This is a genomic window from Allomuricauda sp. CP2A (assembly GCF_001683915.1).
GTDB lineage: Bacteria > Bacteroidota > Bacteroidia > Flavobacteriales > Flavobacteriaceae > Flagellimonas.
Genome location: NZ_LXTT01000034.1, coordinates 1 through 19280, shown reverse-complemented (window position 1 = coordinate 19280; position 19280 = coordinate 1). Strand labels below are relative to the sequence as shown.

General features: G+C 42.9%; 18 protein-coding genes. 11 read left to right on the top strand and 7 right to left on the bottom strand.

The features are described 5' to 3' along the window. The 3 genes from A7D14_RS04475 to A7D14_RS04465 all read right to left on the bottom strand — a co-directional run bounded on the left by A7D14_RS04475 (position 1) and on the right by A7D14_RS04465 (position 4105). Positions 1-255, bottom strand: a complete 255-nt coding sequence (locus A7D14_RS04475; RefSeq protein ID WP_067030582.1) for a hypothetical protein — start codon at positions 253-255, stop codon at positions 1-3. Between the two features lie 141 nt (positions 256-396). Further along, entirely contained in the window at positions 397-2163 is a 1767-nt protein-coding gene (locus tag A7D14_RS04470) for an SLC13 family permease (RefSeq protein WP_067030580.1), read from the bottom strand. An 88-nt stretch (positions 2164-2251) separates the two neighbouring features. Further along, on the bottom strand, positions 2252-4105 hold the full coding sequence (locus A7D14_RS04465) for a cation:proton antiporter (protein WP_067030578.1): 1854 nt from the start codon (positions 4103-4105) through the stop codon (positions 2252-2254). Positions 4106-4305: 200 nt separating this feature from the next. Here A7D14_RS04465 and A7D14_RS04460 point away from each other — a divergent pair, with 200 nt between their 5' ends. The 6 genes from A7D14_RS04460 to A7D14_RS04435 all read left to right on the top strand — a co-directional run bounded on the left by A7D14_RS04460 (position 4306) and on the right by A7D14_RS04435 (position 11877). Continuing rightward, the gene (locus tag A7D14_RS04460) at positions 4306-5172 is read left to right on the top strand and encodes an MBL fold metallo-hydrolase (RefSeq protein WP_067030718.1); all 867 of its coding nucleotides are present in this window, start codon (positions 4306-4308) and stop codon (positions 5170-5172) included. A gap of 26 nt (positions 5173-5198) precedes the next feature. Further along, entirely contained in the window at positions 5199-6848 is a 1650-nt protein-coding gene (locus A7D14_RS04455; protein WP_067030575.1) for a S8 family peptidase, read from the top strand. A 3-nt stretch (positions 6849-6851) separates the two neighbouring features. Then, on the top strand, positions 6852-8702 hold the full coding sequence (locus tag A7D14_RS04450) for a M1 family metallopeptidase (RefSeq protein ID WP_067030572.1): 1851 nt from the start codon (positions 6852-6854) through the stop codon (positions 8700-8702). Positions 8703-8742: 40 nt separating this feature from the next. Beyond that, positions 8743-9141: a ribonuclease P protein component gene (gene rnpA / locus A7D14_RS04445; RefSeq protein WP_067030569.1), complete on the top strand. Its 399-nt coding sequence runs from the start codon at positions 8743-8745 to the stop codon at positions 9139-9141. Next, positions 9125-10756, top strand: a complete 1632-nt coding sequence (locus A7D14_RS04440; protein WP_067030566.1) for a S41 family peptidase — start codon at positions 9125-9127, stop codon at positions 10754-10756. The genes rnpA and A7D14_RS04440 overlap by 17 nt, the downstream gene beginning before the upstream one ends. 158 nt (positions 10757-10914) lie before the next feature. Then, on the top strand, positions 10915-11877 hold the full coding sequence (locus A7D14_RS04435; RefSeq protein ID WP_141673217.1) for a hypothetical protein: 963 nt from the start codon (positions 10915-10917) through the stop codon (positions 11875-11877). Here the strand turns inward: A7D14_RS04435 and A7D14_RS04430 are convergent. Continuing rightward, positions 11874-12425, bottom strand: a complete 552-nt coding sequence (locus A7D14_RS04430) for a hypothetical protein (RefSeq protein WP_067030559.1) — start codon at positions 12423-12425, stop codon at positions 11874-11876. The genes A7D14_RS04435 and A7D14_RS04430 overlap by 4 nt on opposite strands. 229 nt (positions 12426-12654) lie before the next feature. Between A7D14_RS04430 and A7D14_RS04425 the strand changes: the two genes are divergently transcribed. From A7D14_RS04425 to A7D14_RS04405, 5 genes are read left to right on the top strand one after another with little or no spacing between them, the layout of a single operon-like run. Next, the gene (locus A7D14_RS04425; RefSeq protein WP_083157978.1) at positions 12655-13605 is read left to right on the top strand and encodes a DUF2157 domain-containing protein; all 951 of its coding nucleotides are present in this window, start codon (positions 12655-12657) and stop codon (positions 13603-13605) included. Beyond that, positions 13593-14669 carry a DUF4401 domain-containing protein gene (locus A7D14_RS04420; protein ID WP_067030556.1) on the top strand — a complete coding sequence of 359 codons (1077 nt, stop codon included), beginning with the start codon at positions 13593-13595 and terminating at the stop codon, positions 14667-14669. Before A7D14_RS04425 ends, A7D14_RS04420 begins: the two co-directional genes overlap by 13 nt. Then, entirely contained in the window at positions 14656-15144 is a 489-nt protein-coding gene (locus A7D14_RS04415) for a GDYXXLXY domain-containing protein (RefSeq protein ID WP_067030553.1), read from the top strand. The genes A7D14_RS04420 and A7D14_RS04415 overlap by 14 nt, the downstream gene beginning before the upstream one ends. A 16-nt stretch (positions 15145-15160) precedes the next feature. Next, positions 15161-16408 carry a DNA (cytosine-5-)-methyltransferase gene (gene dcm, locus A7D14_RS04410; RefSeq protein ID WP_067030550.1) on the top strand — a complete coding sequence of 416 codons (1248 nt, stop codon included), beginning with the start codon at positions 15161-15163 and terminating at the stop codon, positions 16406-16408. Then, the gene (locus A7D14_RS04405) at positions 16386-16994 is read left to right on the top strand and encodes a hypothetical protein (protein ID WP_067030547.1); all 609 of its coding nucleotides are present in this window, start codon (positions 16386-16388) and stop codon (positions 16992-16994) included. The genes dcm and A7D14_RS04405 overlap by 23 nt, the downstream gene beginning before the upstream one ends. A gap of 201 nt (positions 16995-17195) precedes the next feature. On the opposite strand, the gene A7D14_RS04400 is transcribed toward A7D14_RS04405, so the two are convergent. Genes A7D14_RS04400 through rpiB form a run of 3 tightly spaced genes read right to left on the bottom strand, consistent with a single transcriptional unit; the run spans position 17196 to position 18997 of the window. Continuing rightward, entirely contained in the window at positions 17196-17636 is a 441-nt protein-coding gene (locus A7D14_RS04400) for a GNAT family N-acetyltransferase (RefSeq protein ID WP_067030544.1), read from the bottom strand. Further along, a complete protein-coding gene (locus tag A7D14_RS04395) occupies positions 17636-18556 on the bottom strand; it encodes a cation diffusion facilitator family transporter (protein ID WP_067030541.1) in 921 nt (306 codons plus the stop codon). Before A7D14_RS04395 ends, A7D14_RS04400 begins: the two co-directional genes overlap by 1 nt. A 9-nt stretch (positions 18557-18565) precedes the next feature. Continuing rightward, positions 18566-18997 (bottom strand): ribose 5-phosphate isomerase B, encoded by a 432-nt coding sequence (gene rpiB, locus A7D14_RS04390; protein ID WP_067030538.1) that lies wholly within the window; start codon positions 18995-18997, stop codon positions 18566-18568. Positions 18998-19280 lie beyond the last annotated feature (283 nt).

Here is a 19280-nt window from a genome sequence, read left to right as displayed (position 1 = left end):
CTAAAGTGGGAGATCGGAGTCACAAAACCCTTGTACGGCCTGTTTTAAAGTGAGATTCCCCAGGGCTTCTTCATCAATTGTTATTATGTTTCCGCCTTCTTTGTACTCGTAGGTGCCATTTCCCTTGTCACACAGTTCAAAGGTATTGCCCAAACTTGAGGTACAGGATTCACATTTCTTGGTTGGGCCATCATCTTTGGAACAGGCCGTCATTAATGCGGCAGCAACAACTGCCATAAGCACAAGTTTTTTCATCTAAATGGTTTTTATTTGGAATAAAACATCAAAATACTTGTACTCCAGCGTTTATTTGTTCTTCAATTGATGGATGCCCTATATTAATTGACGTATTAGGAGTATACCGTAGTTTAAAGATTTGTAATTCTTCTTGATTATCTAAAAGGGAAAAAAGTAAGGGATTACAAAAGTGGCGGCAATCCAAATAATGATATTAAGCGGTGTCCCTACCTTTAAAAAGTCATTGAACTTGTAATTTCCCGGTGCATAGACCATGGTGTTGGTGGGATAGCTTACGGGCGTCATGAACGTAAGGGAGCAGGCGAACATCACCGCCACCAAAAAAGGCCGTTCACTGACCTCCATGGCCGCGGCAAGACTGATTACTATCGGGGTCATAAGGGCCGCTGTAGCCTTGCTGGAGAGCACATTGGTACTCAAAAAAGTGACCAAATACAAAATGCTCAGGGTAATTTGGGCATCGTAGCTTCCCAAGGTCTGCTCTATAAAAAGGGCTATTCTTTCGGCCCCTCCGGTTTTTTCAAGGGCCGTTCCCATGGAAAGCACACCTGCCATCATAAAAATGACCTTCCATTCCACTGCTTCGTAGGCTTCCTTTGGTTTTAAGGTGGAGGTGGCCACCAACAACAAAGCGCCAACCATACTGCTGATCAAAATGGAGGTAAGGTTTAGCGAAGCCGCAAGCACTACCCCCACTGCAATAACAAGGGCAGGAATGGCTTTTTTTAAATTGACTTTCCCGTGCTTGTGCTCGGAAAGGGCCACCACCAAGTTCTGGGCAACCAACGCATCCACATCGGCCTCGGTGCCCAAAATCAGTAACATGTCTCCTTCGGTCAACTTTACATCGGCGAGCTTTTCATACAAAATCTCCCCACGTTGCCTTATGGCCAAGACCGAGCCATTGTATTGCCTCCTAAAATTAAGGGAGCGAAGGGAGCCCTCCGTCAATTTGGAGCCAAAGGGAATAATGACCTCATAAATGTGTTTCTCAAGTTCAGCTTCGTCCAACTGTTTGTCTCCAGTGATTTTATATCCTTTCAGGCTTCGGATGCCGTTGAGTGCTTTCGGGGGAATCATAACTTTCATTACGTCCCCTTCCAATATAAATGTTTCAGGGCCTATGTTTTGCTTGATGGATCCTTCCCTCAATATGGTCAAGACCTGCACATTGTGATCATTGACCAATTTGGACATGCGCAACGGCTTTTTGCTGTCTGGACAATTGTTTTCCACCAGTAATTCGGTAATGTACTTTTCAGCCTCTTTGGTAAGTGCGTTCTGCTCCTTTTCTGCCTTGGGCAACAGAAGGGGCGCCACAAAAAAGATGTAGGCAAAACCAATTACGGCCAAGCAAAGTGCCGCCAAACTGAATTCGAACATCCCAAAGCCCTTCAGTCCATATTCTTCGGTGTAACTGCTCACGAGAATATTGGTGGACGTGCCGATCAAGGTACAGGTGCCCCCAAAAAGTGCCGAAAACGATATGGGGATCAATAGCATCCCCGGAGATATTTTGGTTTCCCTACAAACGGTTAGCGCAATGGGCAAAAGTAGCGCCACTACAGCGGAATCGTTCACAAAAGCGGAAAACATGCCCGCAATGAGGCAAAACGTGATCAGGGCAATGCTGTAATGCATTTTGGCCAGTTTTATGATCCTATGGCTAAGACCATCCAAAATTCCTGAGTTGAACACCCCGGCACTTACCACGAACATGCACCCAAGTGTTAAGGTGGCCGGGTGGTTAAAGCCCGAAAAACCTTCTTTAGGACTAAGGACACCCGCCACTATGAACAGGGCCATAATGATTATGGATGTGGTATCTATGGAAAAATAGTCCTTTACAAAAAGGACAATCCCTATGCCGATGATGACGATGGTAATGATCAAATCGGTGTGCATAGCGTCCTTAATTTACTATTCTTCCCCGATAGAAAATGGTGCATTGTTTGTGATGTAAAAACCTTTTTATTCCCATATAAAAGCTTGGTTAAGCTATTTCGGGTGTCTTCCCTTCTTTGGCCACTTCCAGTTCTTTGCCCAGATACACCAACTTGTACCCTTCTTTTATTTCTTTGAACTCCAAGCTAAAGGATGGTATAATCTGCAATTCTCCTGTTGGTGTCTTTAGAAAAATAGGTACAATATCACGGTCGGCCTTTGTTATCTCGATGAGGCCTTCATAATGTTCTTTGTCCTTTAGTTCAATTTCATGGACGGTGGGGTTCTTTCTAGCTGCCTCGATCAATGTTATATAATCATCCGTATGGGAAAAGAGGCCTTCCTTCGGGTTGCTTTCAGGATTGTTCATCTCTTCTGAATTTACCAGCCTGAACGATCCATTTTCCCCAAACTGATCCTTAAAAGAATCAATTGCATATTGATTAATGTCCGAGTTCCCCGTAAGGGCCATCAGGTAGCCCACATCACTCAACTCAATGTAATCCGAGAGATTATCGGAATAGATATTGGAAACAATGGCCTCCAAACCTTGTTTTTGGGCCTTTTCCACATTGGTCCTGTTGTTGTCCACCAAGACCACATGCCTTTTGTTCTTTTGCAGGTAGGCTCCTATCAACCTGGAGGGTAAAGATGCCCCGATGATGATGATACCTTCCGATTTCTTTAAAAAGACCCCCACCATTTTTGCGAACAGCCTTGCCGTTGTGGCGTTTAGCAATACCGTTCCCAAAACAATCATGAACACCAATGGGGTAATGTACTCCGCTCCAGGCTCTCCCTTTGCAATCAACTTGGAACCGAACAAGGATGCGATACCGGCCGCAACAATACCTCTTGGTCCCACCCATCCGATAAAAAGCTTTTCGTTGAATTTCATGTTGGACCCATGAGCACTCAGAAAAACACCCAGTGGTCTAATGATGAAAACAACCGCGGCAAAAAGCACTACTGTGTTCCAGTTGTATATCAATTCCAGATCACCGATATTGATATTTGCAGCCAACAGTATGAAGAGAATGGATATCAGCAACACGCTCAACGACTCCTTAAAATAGAGCAACTCCTTTAGGTTGGGCAGGTTCATGTTCCCAAGCACCATTCCCATGACCACCACGGCCAAAAGACCTGATTCGTGCGCAAAAATGTCCGATTCTACATACACAAGTAATACAGTGGACAACGAGACTACGTTTAAGAGGTAATGAGGTATAAAATTCTTCTTTATGGCAAACCCTAGTGCATGGGCAAAAGTGAACCCGAAGGTAAATCCGAACAACAAAATTTTTGCAAATTCCACTAGTGCCGTTTGGGTAAAGGCATGTCCTTCGCCAACGCTGATAAACTCGAACACCAAAACCGCCACCAATGCGCCAATGGGGTCTATGAGGATGCCCTCCCACTTCAGTACCGTGGACACATCTTTTTTTAAGGGTATGTTTCTTAAAATTGGGGTTATTACCGTAGGTCCCGTAACAATGATCAATCCGGAAAAAAGGAAGGATATCTGCCATGAAAGCCCAAAAATATAATGGGCCGCCACACCGGCACCAAAAAAAGTAACTACTGTCCCAACGGTAATCAATTTGGTGATTACCGGGCCTACATTGGATATTTCGGCCCGTTTTAGGGTTAGCCCCCCTTCAAACAGGATGACGCTAATGGCCAAGGACACAAAATAGTAAAGCCCCTCTCCGGGAAACAACCCTTTCTCTCCGTTCCAAACGGGTTCAATGAGCTTTGATCCATCTTCGGTGTACAAAGTAGCTATGGGACCCACCAACAGACCTATCAATATTAATGGTAAAATGGCCGGCAATTTAAACCGCCAGGCCACCCATTGTGCAATGATGCCAAGAATAATGATTCCCGCAAGTTCCAGCATGGTTCAAGTTTTGTGGAAATTTACAGTTTTTCTTTTAGATTCTACCCAATCCAAAAAGATGGGTTTTTATTTATGGAATGTCCCATGGGCACGATCTTAAGTTTCCTTTGTGCGATTTTGTTAAAATACGGCCAATAAATTCTTATTTTTTAGCCATTTGCATTGTGCTTTTCTTATTTTGCATGCCATTTGCTTTCAAAATGACGATTTATCCTGTAGAGACTGGTAATTTTAAGTTGGATGGTGGGGCCATGTTCGGTGTGGTTCCAAAATCCATATGGAACAGGACCAATCCGGCCGATGCCAATAATATGATCGATTTGGGCGCCCGTTGTCTTCTGATTGAGGATGGGAACCGGCTTATTTTGATTGACAACGGTCTGGGCAACAAACAATCCGAAAAATTCTTTAGTTACTATTATCTGTGGGGAGATCATTCGTTGGATGGCTCTTTGGAAAAATTAGGGTTTCACCGGGATGACATTACCGATGTTTTTTTGACCCACCTCCATTTTGACCATTGTGGCGGAAGCATTCAATGGAACAAGGACCGAACAGGCTACGAGCCTGCTTTTAAAAATGCCAAATTTTGGACAAATCAGGATCATTGGGAATGGGCCACCAAGCCAAATCCAAGGGAAAAGGCCTCTTTTTTAAAGGAAAACCTCTTGCCAATGCAAGAAAGCGGGCAACTTCATTTTGTACAGCAAAGCAAAGATTCCTTTGTGGATAGTTCCGAAGTGGGTTTTGGAATTCATTTTGTGAACGGACATACAGACAAGCAGATGCTCCCCCATATTGCCTACAAGGGCAAAATCTTGGTTTTTGTGGCCGATCTTATCCCAACGGTTGGGCACATTCCATTGCCTTATGTGATGGGATACGACACCCGCCCTTTACTGACCATGGAAGAAAAAGCAGCATTCCTCAATAATGCGGCGAATAACGATTGGCTGCTGTTCTTTGAACATGACGCCCATAACCAACTCTGCTCCCTAAAGCATACCGAAAAAGGCGTGCGACTGGACGAAACATTCTCTTTTAACGAAATATTCAACACGCAATAAAGTTTTACATTCTATACATTTATTTTATGAATCGCACATATAGCAAACTATCATTCCTGTCTCTTTCCGCTGCACTGCTCCTGATGGGCTGTGGGGCCACTTCTTTGGTTTCCACCCCCGTTGAAAATATTGATGCTGTCCCCCTTAAGATCACAGACCTTACCGAAACCGAGAAAAAGAATTGGGGACATACCGACCTTATTACGGATACCATCCCGGGTATGAGTGTGGATAAAGCCTACAAGGAAATCATCAAAAACAAAAAAGGAAAGACCGTTATTGTGGCCGTGGTCGATTCTGGAATTGATTTGGAACACGAGGATTTGGATGGTGTGCTCTGGACCAATAAAGACGAAATCCCAAACAATGGCAAGGATGATGACGGTAATGGTTATGTGGATGACATTCACGGCTATAATTTTTTGGGCGATTCCTACAACGAGCAATTGGAATATGTACGAATGCTTCGCTTGAACATTGGTGATGCATCAGAAAGGGCCCAAGCAAGATTGTTGTTGGACAAGGAATACCCAGAGGCACTTCAAAACAAACAGCAGTATGAGCAAATTTTCCAAGTGGTAAAAGGTGCCGATGCTGCCGTTAAAGATGAGCTGGGTAAAGAAACCTATACCAAGGAAGATCTAAAATCCATTGAGCCCAAAACACCGATTATGGAGCAAAGTGTAGCCGTTCTAACGCAGATGTTCACCTACGGTGATGACATTCCCAGTGTGCTGGATGAGCTTAAAGAAGGCATTACCTATTTCGCGGATCAGGTCAACTACAACCTCAACAAAGATTTTAATGGTAGAACACCGGTTGGCGATGACCCTTATGACATCACCGATGTTCCCTACGGGAACGGGAACCCTAAAAACCAAGTTGAATCTGAAAGTCACGGTACCCATGTGGCCGGGATTATTGCCGCGGAACGAAATAATGGAATAGGAATGAACGGTGTGGCCCAAAATGTGGAAATTATGAGCGTCCGTGCCGTGCCCAATGGCGATGAATATGACAAGGATATCGCTTTGGGGATTCGTTATGCCGTTGATAATGGGGCTAAAGTCATTAATTGCAGCTTTGGAAAGGCCTTTTCCCCCGAAGCCGAATGGGTCTATGATGCCATTCGGTATGCTGCTTCCAAGGACGTATTGATCGTACATGCCGCTGGAAACGATGGCAATGATCTGGACAATCCAGAAAACCCCAACTACCCCAACGACCATAAATTTGGCCAAACAGAGATTGTGGACAACCTCATTACCGTGGGAGCCCTTACCAGTAGCTATGGCTCTGATATGGTGGCCACTTTTTCCAACTATGGAAAACAAAATGTAGATGTTTTTGCGCCTGGGGACGACATCTATTCAACGCTTCCCAACAACACCTATGATTTTCAGGGAGGCACCTCCATGGCCGCTCCGGCTGTTGCTGGCGTCTCGGCCTTGATCAGGTCATATTATCCAGATTTGTCCGCTGCTCAGGTGAAAAATATAGTTATGCAGTCCGGTCTGTTTTCAAAAGCCTCCGTAATTGTGTCTGGCGATGAAACCAAACCCACAACATTCGATAAAATCTCAAAATCAGGAAAAATGGTCAACGCCTTCAACGCCTTGCTTTTGGCGGACAATATCTCAAAAGGCAGAATGACCTTGAACAGCAATTCAAAATAAAATATGAAGCGTTTACTAGTATTCTTTTTTACAACAGTATCGGGGATTTCCCTCCTCTTCGCACAGAACAATTCATATTGGCAACAGCATGTGGATTATACCATGGATGTTGCTATGGATGTGAAAACCTATCAGTACACAGGAACACAAAAGCTGGTCTATACCAACAATTCGCCTGATGTTTTGGACCGTGTTTTTTACCATCTGTACTACAATGCCTTTCAACCGGGGAGCGAAATGGATATTCGGTTGCAGAACATCAAAGATCCCGATAACCGGATGATGGAAAACGGTGTGAGTAGAATTTCAACCCTTTCTGAAAGTGAAATGGGTTATCTGCACGTAGAAAGTCTTACGCAAGATGGACAAGCCGTATCATTTACCGAAGAAGGCACCATCCTTGTGGTTGATTTGGCCAAACCCATTCCCTCTGGTGGAAAAACAACCTTGGAAATGACCTTTAAAGGCCAAGTTCCATTACAGATTCGCCGCTCGGGAAGAAATAGCAGTGAGGGTGTGGCCCTTTCCATGAGCCAATGGTACCCCAAACTTTCCGAATATGATTTTGAAGGTTGGCATCCCAACCCGTACATCGCACGTGAGTTTCATGGCGTTTGGGGCAATTTTGATGTAAAACTCACTCTGGATAAAGACTATACCGTTGGAGGAACCGGATACCTTCAAAATCCACAAGAGATTGGGCATGGGTACGAAACCCCGGGCACTCAGGTGAAAACCAAGGGCAAGACCCTTACTTGGCATTTTGTAGCCCCAAATGTGCATGATTTTATGTGGGCCGCCGACCCAGAGTACATTCATGATGCTTTGGAAATGGAAGATGGGCCAACGCTCCATTTTTACTATAAGAACAACCCGGAAATCATTGAAAACTGGAAAAACCTACAACCAAAAACAGAAGCTGCCATGCGGTTTTTCAGCAAAAACATAGGAAAATACCCCTATGAGCAATATTCCGTGGTGCAAGGAGGTGATGGCGGTATGGAATATGCCATGAGCACCTTGGTCACGGGCAACCGGGAGTTCAGTAGTTTGGTGGGGGTCATGGTACACGAAATGGCGCACTCCTGGTTTCAGCATGTTCTAGCCACCAACGAATCAAAACACGAATGGATGGATGAGGGCTTCACCACCTTTATCAGCAGTCTCTGCATGAACGAAATTATGGGGCAGAACAAACAGAACCCGTTTGAAGGTTCCTACAAAGGGTACTACGCTTTGGTGAACTCTGGTTTGGAAAAGCCCCAGACCACCCATGCGGACCGCTATGCCACAAACTTTGCCTATGGCATATCTGCCTATAGCAAGGGGGCCATATTTTTGTCGCAATTGGGGTATGTCATCGGTCAGGATAAGTTGATGGAAACCGTCAGAAAATATTATGAGGATTTCAAATTCAAGCATCCCGTTCCCAATGATGTCATCCGAACCGCAGAAAAGGTTTCCGGAATGCAGTTGGATTGGTATCTGACGGATTGGACCAAGACCACCAACACCATAGACTATGGCATTCAAAATGTTGCTGCTGAGGGTGAAAAGACCAAAGTAACCTTGGAACGTATTGGTGAAATGCCCATGCCTTTGGATATATTGGTAGTGGGGGCTGACGGGACTCAAAACACCTATTATATTCCATTGCGAATGATGTTTGGAGAAAAAAACAATCCATATACAAATTTGGAACGAACGGTGTTGGACGATTGGGCTTGGGCATATCCCACCTATGAATTCACCATAGACATGCCTTTGGACAATGTAACGGCCATTGTAATAGACCCCTCCCAGCTCATGGCCGATGTGGATGGGGAGAACAACATATATCAATCCAACCCATAAGTTTTAATTTTGGCCCTAAGCGGCTATAATTTTTGTTTTCGTGGACACCTTAAATCGCTTTACGTTCCCAAAAAAAGAGAAGCTCAAAAGTAAAATACTATTTGAGTCGCTTTTTAATGAAGGAAAAAGCGTTTCCCGGTTTCCCTTGAAGTTGATCTATCTCAATACACCTTTTGATGATGGTGCCAAAATCAAGGTGGGCGTGGTGGCTCCAAAGAAAAAATTTAAAAATGCCGTTGACCGTAATCGCATAAAGCGACTTTTGCGTGAAGCCTATCGTCACAACAAGTCCCTTATATTTAACAACATAGAAGGTAACTTTGCGTTCTTGTTTTTATACCTTGGGAATAAGATGCCTGGTTATGCTGACATAGAAGTTGCCATGAAGCAACTTATGGAAGACTTCTTAAAAAAAGAATCCCATGAAAAAATTGATTAAAAAACAGATTTTCGTTCCCATTTTGGCGGTTGCCGTTTTGATCGGGGCAAGTAGTTTTAGTTTTAAAAGCGATTTTTTTGAAATTGCAAAGCAAATTGAAATTTTCACCACACTCTTCAAGGAGCTGAACATGAACTATGTGGATGAGACCAACCCCGCAGAGCTCATGGATTCGGCCATTAAGAGCATGTTGGACGAATTGGATCCCTACACCCGCTTTTTGAACGAGCAGGATGTGGAGGCCTATAAAATCAACAATGCCGGCGAATACTCCGGAATTGGGGCCTTGGTGCGTTCGTATGAGAGCAAATTGCTCATTGTGGAGCCCTATGAAGGGTATGCCGCGGATAAGGCCGGATTGAAAGCTGGGGACGAAATCATTAAAATTGGCGATACCCAGGTTTCTGATTTTGATAACGATGCCGGCGAACTGTTGAAGGGCGCCAACAACACTTCGGTAAACGTAACCTTTGTACGACAGGGAGAAACCAAGACCGCAACCATCACCCGTGAAGGTGTGGAGGTGGACGCCGTCCCCTTTTATGACATGATCGATGAAAAAACCGGATACATTGTGCTTTCCCGTTTTAACCGAAAAGCATCTGGACAGACCAAGTCGGCCATGCAGGACCTAAAAGGCCAGGGTGCCGAAAAACTGGTCTTGGATCTACGTGGAAATCCAGGCGGACTTCTATCCGAGGCCATAAATGTGACCAATTTGTTCGTTCCCAAGGGCGAGCTGATCGTTACCACAAAATCCAAGGTCAAAAAGTTCAACCAAGAATACAGGACCAAAAACCAACCCGAAGATTTGGATATCCCGCTCGTGGTCCTGGTCGATGGAAAAAGCGCCTCTGCCAGTGAAATTGTCTCCGGAGGGTTGCAGGATTTGGACCGTGCCGTGATCATGGGGGCCCGGAGCTTTGGAAAAGGGCTGGTACAACGTCCTCTAAAACTTACGTATGGAACACAATTGAAAGTGACCATTTCGCGCTATTATACCCCTTCTGGACGATGCATCCAATCATTGGATTATTGGAACCGCGATGAAGAGGGCAATGCCGTTCGCAATACAGATTTCCACGAATTCACCACCAAAAATGGCCGTAAGGTCTGGGATGGCGGTGGCGTAATGCCCGATTTGGTCATCAATTCCCTAAAGACCAACTCCCTTATCAATTCCTTGCAGGAGAACAATGTTCTTTTCAATTTCGCCACAGATTTCTATTACAGCCACGGTTTTGAAAGCATTGATGATTTTGTTTTTTCCGATGCGGACTACGATGCTTTTAAAAGCTATGCGAAAGAACAAAACTTCACCTTTCAAACCAAAACAGAGGAGTTGTTGGAGCAATCCATCAACACGGACGATGCACTTTTGGGCCCCGCGGTACAAGAAAAATATAAGGATTTGTTATTGGCCGTAAATCGAGGGAAAATCACCGCATTGGATACCTTTAAAGACGAAATAAAGAAAGGATTGGAAGATGAGATCATTACCCGTTACTTTTATCGAGACGGACTTTACAAATATTATCTCAATCACGATGACGCCATTTTGGCCGCAACGGAATTGTTGGACAACAAAACCAAGTACGACAGCATTCTTCATTAATTCTTTTGTTTTTTAATGGTTGGTGCGCAACCCGGCTAATTTGTTTGGGCGATCCATCAATCCATATCCTGTCATTGTCAGATCTTGTTGGTGTTCACTCCGCCCAAATCCTACCTTGGTACTAAAGATTGCTCCTAAATAACTTTAGTCCGAGACCCATGACCTACACAATTATCGCTCTGACCATCGTCTGTCTTGTCCTGCTCTTTTGGCTGTACAAGTTGATGCGCTACTGCTTTTTTCGCCCCCTTGCGTTGTGGAAGTCTCAAAAAAGCAGCTCTGTTCCCGCCAAGAATGCCACAATACTTTCGGTAAATACACTCCAAAATGGAAAGTTCCCCCTTTTGGAGCTTGACCTTCTTTTTGAAAACTTTTCAGGATATCCGGTTCAGGACAAAATTAGGTTGATGGACAAAAAGCCTCATTTAAAACGGTTTAGAAAGGATGATACCATGCGTATCTTGTTGGATTCCGGTAAAAAACCCGGCAATCCCATTTTTCCTGAGACAGGTGAATATCGGATTTCAATGATGCAAATCCTCTTTTATAGTTTTTTGACCATCGCCTACGTTGCTGGCTGCTACCTTCTTATGGGCGAGGCCATTTCAAGAATACGTGCATCCCCTGCACATTATGAGGCTATTTTTTTCAACTCCACTGAAGAGGGGAGCGTAACCTTTATTGTTGCTGTCTTGATACTGGTTTTTCTTTATTTTCTTTTAAAGCGGTTGGGGTTGTTGACCTCCAAAAAGGCCAAATCCCAAAATTGGGATCTATTGTATTATGGTTTGGGCACATCTGCCGCGGTTAAACAATATGAGAACACCGGTACCCTTGTCAATAATAATCCTGTAGTGAAATTTACCTATACGTATCCAGACCAAAGAGGCCAGATCATTGAGGGAAGTGACAAAAAGGTTCTTGGCAAGTTGGAAATAGCTGGCCTACCGGATATGCACGAGCTGGAAATCATGTACATGCCCAATAGTCCCCATATTTCCCGTTTGGCCGAAAATTTACAAAAACAGGGGTTTTCTACCTATGTGAGCCGTATGCTTCTCTTCTATTTGTTCATTTTTTCTGTAATCCTTTTGGGTTCTTTCTACCAAGATATATTCTAATCGCCCTCTTGGTAATACCCGGAAATACGATATAACGTGTCTGATTGGAAGCGGAACTCCATATTTCCATAAATATCCGTGAGACTAAAAATATTTGCTGTTGCGGTTTTTTTGGGATCAAATTTCATGGCCTCGATGAAATCCGTTTTTTTCATCCCAATCTTAATGCCGTCCATGACCGATAATTTTGGTGTAGTAATTTTGGTCTCATAGCCTCCAAAGTCATAAAAACTGATTTCTGTGTCCTGATATGTAACGGTGGTATACGTATATGCTCCATGTTCATCATCAACATACTCCTCTTTGATTTCAACTTCTTCACCCAAAAGGGACTTGATGGCCTCTATTTCCAAAGGAAAATCAAAAGGATCATAAAGCCATCCTTTATCTTCAATGCTGTATTCCAAATCGGGTTGCTCCTCTGTGCCAGTATTTGTTTCAGTAATGGTTTTTGGCTCTTCAATGTTATTTGAAATGGTTTTGGCCTTGTGCACAACCGTATCATTCGAGGTCGTTTTCTCCTGATTTTGGGAGTTTTTCTTCGGCATGCAACTCATAAAAAGAATGAACAGGACTAAAGTATATCGTACCATAGTAGCAAAGTGTTATATTTTCCCCAACTTAGGGCCAATACCGTAACAAACTGTTTATAAATTGATCAAACCCCTGTTTGGGTTTATGAAAGGCCTTTTTTTATGAACTGAAAACCGCCCTACATCAATTTATGTGTTGATACTTCTTCTATTTTGGTATCTTTCCTAAAGTTCTATCAGCCACATGCCAAAAATTGATCGCGAAGACATACAGATACTCTGCAACCACAGCAATTGGTCCGATGCGGGTGTGCGGAAAACCTTGGAAGAGCACATTTACAATGGCCTTTCTTCTTGGCGACGATTTTTACAGCTCCTGTTATTGGCTTTGGGTGTCTCCTTTACCACTGCGGGAATCATCTTTTTCTTTGCCTATAACTGGGCAGACCTGCACAAGTTTGCAAAGCTTGGATTGATTGAGTCCCTCATTGTCATTTTGATTCTGGCGGCGGTTTTCACCAAGGCAAAACCTTTGGTCAAAAAAATGCTGGTTCTGGCTGCGTCCATTTTGGTTGGGGTCTTGTATGCTGTTTTTGGACAGGTGTATCAAACCGGGGCCAATGCGTATGATTTTTTCCTGGGCTGGACGCTATGTGTTTTTGTTTGGGTCCTGTTTTCCAACTTTGCTCCCCTTTGGACGCTTTTTGTAGTCCTGGTAAACACCACGCTTTTTCTTTATGCGGAACAAGTGGCCCATGAATGGTCCGAAATGTTTTTGTATACATTGCTCTTTTCCATAAATGGGCTTTTTCTTGTGTCCTTTCTCTGGTTGCCCCGTATTCTTAAATTGGCCCCTTTTCCGTCTTGGTTTGTGCAACTTATCGCTTTGGCGACCGTTGCGTGTGCAACCATTGGTGTTTCGGGTGGAATTTTTGAAGAAATGGAACCTTCATTTTTAATACTGCTCTTCTTAACGGCATTATGTTATGGGGTGGGTATCTGGTATGGGCTAAAAACCAAGAGCCTGTTTTATCTTTCCGTTGTTCCTTTTAGTGTGATCATTATGCTTAGTGCAGCTTTGTTGGACATTTCGGATGAAGCGAGCATGCTTTTTGCCATCGGAGTTTTTATTGTGACCAGCATTACCTTGTTGATTAAAATCTTATTGAACTATCAAAAGAAATGGGCAAGTTAGAGGATATACAGCAGCATATAAAAAACATCAAATCCCTTGAGGGCTCTTCTTTTCAGTGTGATGAACCTGCTATTTTGGAAGAATATCAAAAAAGGGGTGGGGAAAAATCCAATTTTATCATTAAAGCACTCTCCATTTTTGGCGGCATCTTGGCTTCCCTTGCTTTTTTGGGCTTTCTCTTGATTTTGGGCTTATATGAGTCCGAGGCGGCAATATTGTTGGTGGGGATTGGTTTAATCATCATATCCGTTTTTCTCACAAAAAAATATGATGCGCTCATCATGGATACCATAGGTATTTCGCTCTATATGCTTGGTCTGGTGCTTTTCATTTTTGGGCTCTTCACTTTTGACATCAACGAGGATGTCGTTACACTCTTGGTCATGGCCGTGGCACTTTGCAGCTTGTTTATTGTTCAAAATCCAATTTTGTCCTTCTTTGCGCTATTGATCATTAGCGGTGGGTTTTTGACCTTGATCGTTTCCAATGATGTGTACAGCTTGGTTCATCTGTATATCAACCTACATGCTTTTGCCCTCACTTATGTGTTCTTGAACGAATCAAGCATCCTCACCTCCGATTTGAAATTGGTGAAATTGTACGACCCCCTCCGTATAGCCTTGGTGTTTTCTTTGTTATTTGGTCTTGTGGCCACCATCAAACAAGAGTTCTTTTTCTTGTCTAAAAACCATTTCTGGATATCCTCATTGGTCATTATCCTGATCTTGATGTATGTGGTCCACTCACTTCTAAAAACATTTGAGGTCTCAACTTTGAAAACCAAAATTGGGGTATATCTTTTTAGTGCCCTTACCCTATTGCCCACATTGTTTGCGCCAGCCATTTCGGGAGCGCTCCTTATTGTTTTATTGAGCTTCAAGGTCAATTACAAAACGGGCTTGTCCATAGGTATCATTTCGTTGGTGTATTTTGTGATTCAATATTATTACGATCTTAATTTTACCTTGTTGACCAAGTCCATAATCCTGTTTTCTTCAGGATTGGTATTTCTGCTCTTTTATATTTTCCTCACCAAAAAGCTAAACTCCAATGAAAAAGTATAGCGCGCTCATCATTTTGGTCAATCTGGTCCTGTTTTTGGGATTTTTTAATTATGCCATTGTGCAAAAAGAAGACATTATAGAAGATGGACAGCTGATTCTTTTGGAACTTGCCCCTGTAGATCCCCGATCTTTAATGCAAGGGGATTATATGCGGTTGAACTATGCCATTTCAGATGAAGTGATCATCGATCAGATTCCTAAACGGGGGTATTGTGTGGTCACTTTGGATTCTGAAGGCGTGGCCCAACACAATCGCTATCAAAAAAATAATGCTCCCAAAAACGAAAACGAGTATCTTATTGAATACAACATCGGTGAATGGAGCGCGGTTAAGATCGGTGCAGCATCTTTTTTCTTTCAGGAGGGCGAAGGCGAAAAATATGCTGACGCCAAATATGGTGGCATTAAAGTGGATGAAAATGGGAACAGTGTTTTGGTGGGCCTTTATGATTCCAATCGAAAAAAGATAGAATAAATCCTATTTTTGGGGCATGCAAAAACTTAAGGTCTGTGAACTTTTTGCCGGTGTGGGCGGTTTTCGTTTGGGCTTGGAAAAAACAGGGCGCTACGCAGTAGTGTGGAGCAACCAATGGGAACCTTCTACCAAAATGCAACACGCTTCCTTGGTATATGAGGCCCGTTTTGGACCCCAAAATCACTCCAACAGCAATATTGAAGAGGTAGCAACAGCCGAAATTCCCGACCACGATATGTTGGTGGGCGGTTTTCCCTGCCAGGATTACTCCGTGGCCACTACCCTAAAAAACTCCAAGGGCCTTATTGGAAAAAAGGGGGTGCTTTGGTGGTCCATTCACCGTATTCTTTCCGAAAAGAAAAATAAACCCAACTATCTCTTTTTGGAAAATGTGGATCGCCTTTTAAAATCGCCTTCCGCCCAACGGGGCCGTGATTTTGCCATAATGCTCCGAAGCTTGAATGATTTGGGGTATGCTGTGGAATGGCGTGTGATTAATGCGGCCGAGTATGGAATGCCGCAGCGCCGAAGGCGCGTTTTTTTTCTGGCGTATCACATATCCACAGAGCTGTTCAAATCCCTAAAAAATTCCAATCCTAAGGATTGGCTGTTGAAGGATGGGGTCATTTCTACAGCTTTTCCGGTGGAAAAAACTGCCCAAAATCCAGTTTCATTTGATTTGGAGCAAAATTTAGTCTCCCTTTCAAATCATTTTAATGCAGAAAAGGGACTTTCTCCGTTTTTAAACTCGGGAATCTGTGTGGATGGGTCTGTTTTCACCTTAAAAACCACACCTTCCTACGATGGACATCGTACCCTACTTTCTGATGTCTTGGAAAACGGTTCCGCAGACGCAAGTCTCTATATTGACGAAACCGACCTGCCCAAATGGGAATATTTAAAAGGTGCAAAAAAAGAAGTTCGCAAGACCAAAGCGGGTTTTGAATACAACTATAGCGAGGGAAGCATGGTGTTTCCCGATGCGCTTGATCAACCTTCCAGAACCATTATAACCGGAGAGGGCGGCAAATCCCCTTCCCGGTTTAAGCACGTGGTCCAAACCAAAAAAGGACTGCGAAGACTTTCTCCTGTTGAATTGGAACGGTTGAATATGTTTCCGGACAATCATACCTTATTGGAGGGTATTCCTGATGCCAAACGGGCATTTTTTATGGGAAACGCCTTGGTGGTGGGTGTTGTGGAACAGATAGGTTCCGCGCTGTTCCAGAAAATATCCGAAGTTGAAAAGCAAGTTCAAAGCTGACCTATCCAAAGAACAACGTTTAACCCCATTATTGGATTCGTATTATAAAAAACATTTAAAACAGTATCGTTTTGAACGAATCGGTGACTTGGAACAACAGTTTCAAGGGATAGATTTAATCCTTACGGATAAGAAAACGGGCAACACCTATTTGGTGGATGAGAAAGCCCAATTGGATTATATCAATGAAAGTCTGCCCACGTTTGCTTTTGAGCTTTTCTACGAAAAAAACCATGCCCAAAAACAGGGTTGGCTGTTCGATGCTTCCAAAAAGACCCATTTTTATGCCTTGGTGACCAGTATTTTTTCTGATGAGGAAGACTGCTTTACGGCTTGCAACATCACCTTTGTAAATCGGAAAAAACTGATCGGGCATTTGGCCGATTTGGGCTTAACACAGGAACGGTTGGAAAAAATTATCGGTGCAAATAAGAATCTTCACGGTAAATTGGGGTTGGCGAAACTAAATCCATGGCACGAGGGTTATCTTTTCTTTTCCACCCAAAACAAAGCGGAAAAACCTATAAATCTTGTATTAAAATTGGAGTATTTAATTGCTGTCGGGGTGGCAAAGCGGTTGGTTTAATATATGCCATTCCCGACTGGGCAGGAATCTATTATATAAAACACCCCTAAGGTCCCACTTCGACTTCGCTCAGTGCAGGTTCTCAAGGGGACAATTAAATTAATTCCTCTTTCAAAATTTGAGAAAATTGGATCCCTTTTCCGAAGTTATTTCTACTGTTACCCTTCGACTACGCTCAGGGTGACAGGCATTCAAAGGGCTTTACTTATACAGCATTCTAACATGGGGAATACCATCTTCCAAATATTCCTCTCCAATGGCCTCAAATCCCAAATCTGTGTAGAACTTTAAAAGATATTTCTGTGCTGAAATTTCAAGGGTCGTTTTTGGAAAGCGTTGCTCAAGCGCTGCCATGGAAACTTGCATAATCTGTTTACCATACCCATATTTCCGTTGTTCCTGGGACACCACTACCCTTCCAATGCTCGCATTTTTAAAATAATCACCCGGTTTGAACATTCGGGTGTAGGCGACCAGCTTCCCATTTTTTAATCCCAAAACATGGAGCGCTTTTTGGTCTTTGTTGTCGATATCCTGATAAACACAATCCTGTTCCACCACAAAGACTTCGCTGCGCAATCGCAGTATTTGATATAGCTCATCCGTGGAAAGTTCATCAAAGGTTTTAACAACAGCTTCCATCAATCTTGAACAATTACATGTTTGGAATCACATTTGTCAAACTCCGGTTGAATGTTCACATGGTTGATGCCGTGTTTGTGGTAAACGTTTTCTTCTATCTTTTCCAAAATAGCATCGAATTCGGATAATTTGATGTCTTCTTTAAAATCGATATGGGCCTCCATGTGCACCTCGTTTTCATTGAGTTGCCAAATATGTACATGGTGAACATTTTTTACAGGTTCTATGGTGCAGATGGTTTCTACAATGTCTTGTATTACTATGGATTTTGGGGTGAAGAGCATCAATACTTTGGTGGATTCCTTCAATAAATCGTATCCCATATAAATCAAGTAAATGCCAATCAACATGGTCAATATGGCATCCACCCAATAGATTTGGAAGAATTTCATGAGAATACCACCAATCAAAACGGCCACAGAAGCCATCATATCGGTCAACAAATGCAGGTATGCCGATTTCATGTTCATATTGCTTTCAGAATCTTTCTTCAGCAACAACACACTGAAACCATTGGCCAAAATACCCAATAAAGAAAGCCATATTACCAAACCCGATTCTATTTCTTGTGGATCGAACAGGCGTTCCACGGCTTCTTTCATCAAAAAAATGGCAACCACCACCAGGGTGGCGGCATTTACAAAAGCCGCCATAATCTCGGCTCTTTTGTACCCAAACGTTTTATGGCTGGACGCTTTTTTCTTTCCAAAAATGGTCGCTGCGTAGCTAATTACCAAGGAAAGTACATCACTGAAATTATGGAGCGCATCGGACAAAAGGGCCAAACTTCCGGAAATAAATCCTCCAATGACCTGGGAAACGGTAATGGCAATGTTCAAAAAGATGGAAATAAGAAGATTTCTTCCTTTTAAATCATTGTGTGCATGTGAATGACCATGATGGTGGTGGTGATGGCCCATGTACTTGGTTTAACTGCAGGGTATTTTTTCTATTCTCCTTTCATGTCTCCCCCCTTGAAATTCGGTGTTCAAAAAAGTCTCTACCATATCCAACGCCTGGGGTAGTGCGATAAATCGTGCTGGAAGGCTTAAAATATTAGCATTATTGTGTTCCCTGGCCAGCTCGGTTATCTCTTTGTTCCAACAAAGGGCGCCGCGTACTTTTTGGTGTTTATTGATGGTCATGGAGGCACCATTTCCGCTTCCGCAGACAACTATGCCCATATCCACTTTTCCTTCTTCCACATCCTTGGCCACAGGATGCACAAAGTCTGGATAATCCACACTGTCGGTACCATCGGTACCATAATTTATAACTTCTATTCCTTTCGATTTTAAAAGCCCAATAATGGCTAGCTTGTAGTCGGTTCCGGCATGATCGTTCCCTATGGCAATTTTCATGGTTCTGGTATTAATTTGATGGATTACAAAAATACGATTCTTTTTAATTGCCCTTGTTGATAAAAATCAACTATTCCTTTTTTGGGATTGTAATACAGCGTATTACCATTCTACCTATTTTGTTGATTGTTTTAAGAAAACTAAGCGTAATTATATTTTGTTTTTTCAAAGAATAAAACCATTACACTATTTTCTTAAGGTTTAACTTATAATTCTTTAAAAATTAATCAACCCATTGGGAACATAAAATTGGAGTAGTTAACATTAAATCAATACTAAGTTT

What these genes read in the sequence shown, in the direction of transcription:
- A7D14_RS04395 (WP_067030541.1), bottom strand. Translation starts at nt 18,556, where the DNA reads ATGGGCCATCACCACCACCATCATGGTCATTCACATGCACACAATGAT.
- A7D14_RS04430 (WP_067030559.1), bottom strand. Translation starts at nt 12,425, where the DNA reads ATGCCGAAGAAAAACTCCCAAAATCAGGAGAAAACGACCTCGAATGAT.
- A7D14_RS04460 (WP_067030718.1), top strand. Translation starts at nt 4,306, where the DNA reads ATGACGATTTATCCTGTAGAGACTGGTAATTTTAAGTTGGATGGTGGG.
- rpiB (WP_067030538.1), bottom strand. Translation starts at nt 18,997, where the DNA reads ATGAAAATTGCCATAGGGAACGATCATGCCGGAACCGACTACAAGCTA.
- A7D14_RS04400 (WP_067030544.1), bottom strand. Translation starts at nt 17,636, where the DNA reads ATGGAAGCTGTTGTTAAAACCTTTGATGAACTTTCCACGGATGAGCTA.
- A7D14_RS04450 (WP_067030572.1), top strand. Translation starts at nt 6,852, where the DNA reads ATGAAGCGTTTACTAGTATTCTTTTTTACAACAGTATCGGGGATTTCC.
- A7D14_RS04420 (WP_067030556.1), top strand. Translation starts at nt 13,593, where the DNA reads ATGGGCAAGTTAGAGGATATACAGCAGCATATAAAAAACATCAAATCC.
- dcm (WP_067030550.1), top strand. Translation starts at nt 15,161, where the DNA reads ATGCAAAAACTTAAGGTCTGTGAACTTTTTGCCGGTGTGGGCGGTTTT.
- A7D14_RS04415 (WP_067030553.1), top strand. Translation starts at nt 14,656, where the DNA reads ATGAAAAAGTATAGCGCGCTCATCATTTTGGTCAATCTGGTCCTGTTT.
- A7D14_RS04470 (WP_067030580.1), bottom strand. Translation starts at nt 2,163, where the DNA reads ATGCACACCGATTTGATCATTACCATCGTCATCATCGGCATAGGGATT.
- A7D14_RS04440 (WP_067030566.1), top strand. Translation starts at nt 9,125, where the DNA reads ATGAAAAAATTGATTAAAAAACAGATTTTCGTTCCCATTTTGGCGGTT.
- A7D14_RS04425 (WP_083157978.1), top strand. Translation starts at nt 12,655, where the DNA reads ATGCCAAAAATTGATCGCGAAGACATACAGATACTCTGCAACCACAGC.
- A7D14_RS04455 (WP_067030575.1), top strand. Translation starts at nt 5,199, where the DNA reads ATGAATCGCACATATAGCAAACTATCATTCCTGTCTCTTTCCGCTGCA.
- A7D14_RS04435 (WP_141673217.1), top strand. Translation starts at nt 10,915, where the DNA reads ATGACCTACACAATTATCGCTCTGACCATCGTCTGTCTTGTCCTGCTC.
- A7D14_RS04465 (WP_067030578.1), bottom strand. Translation starts at nt 4,105, where the DNA reads ATGCTGGAACTTGCGGGAATCATTATTCTTGGCATCATTGCACAATGG.
- A7D14_RS04475 (WP_067030582.1), bottom strand. Translation starts at nt 255, where the DNA reads ATGAAAAAACTTGTGCTTATGGCAGTTGTTGCTGCCGCATTAATGACG.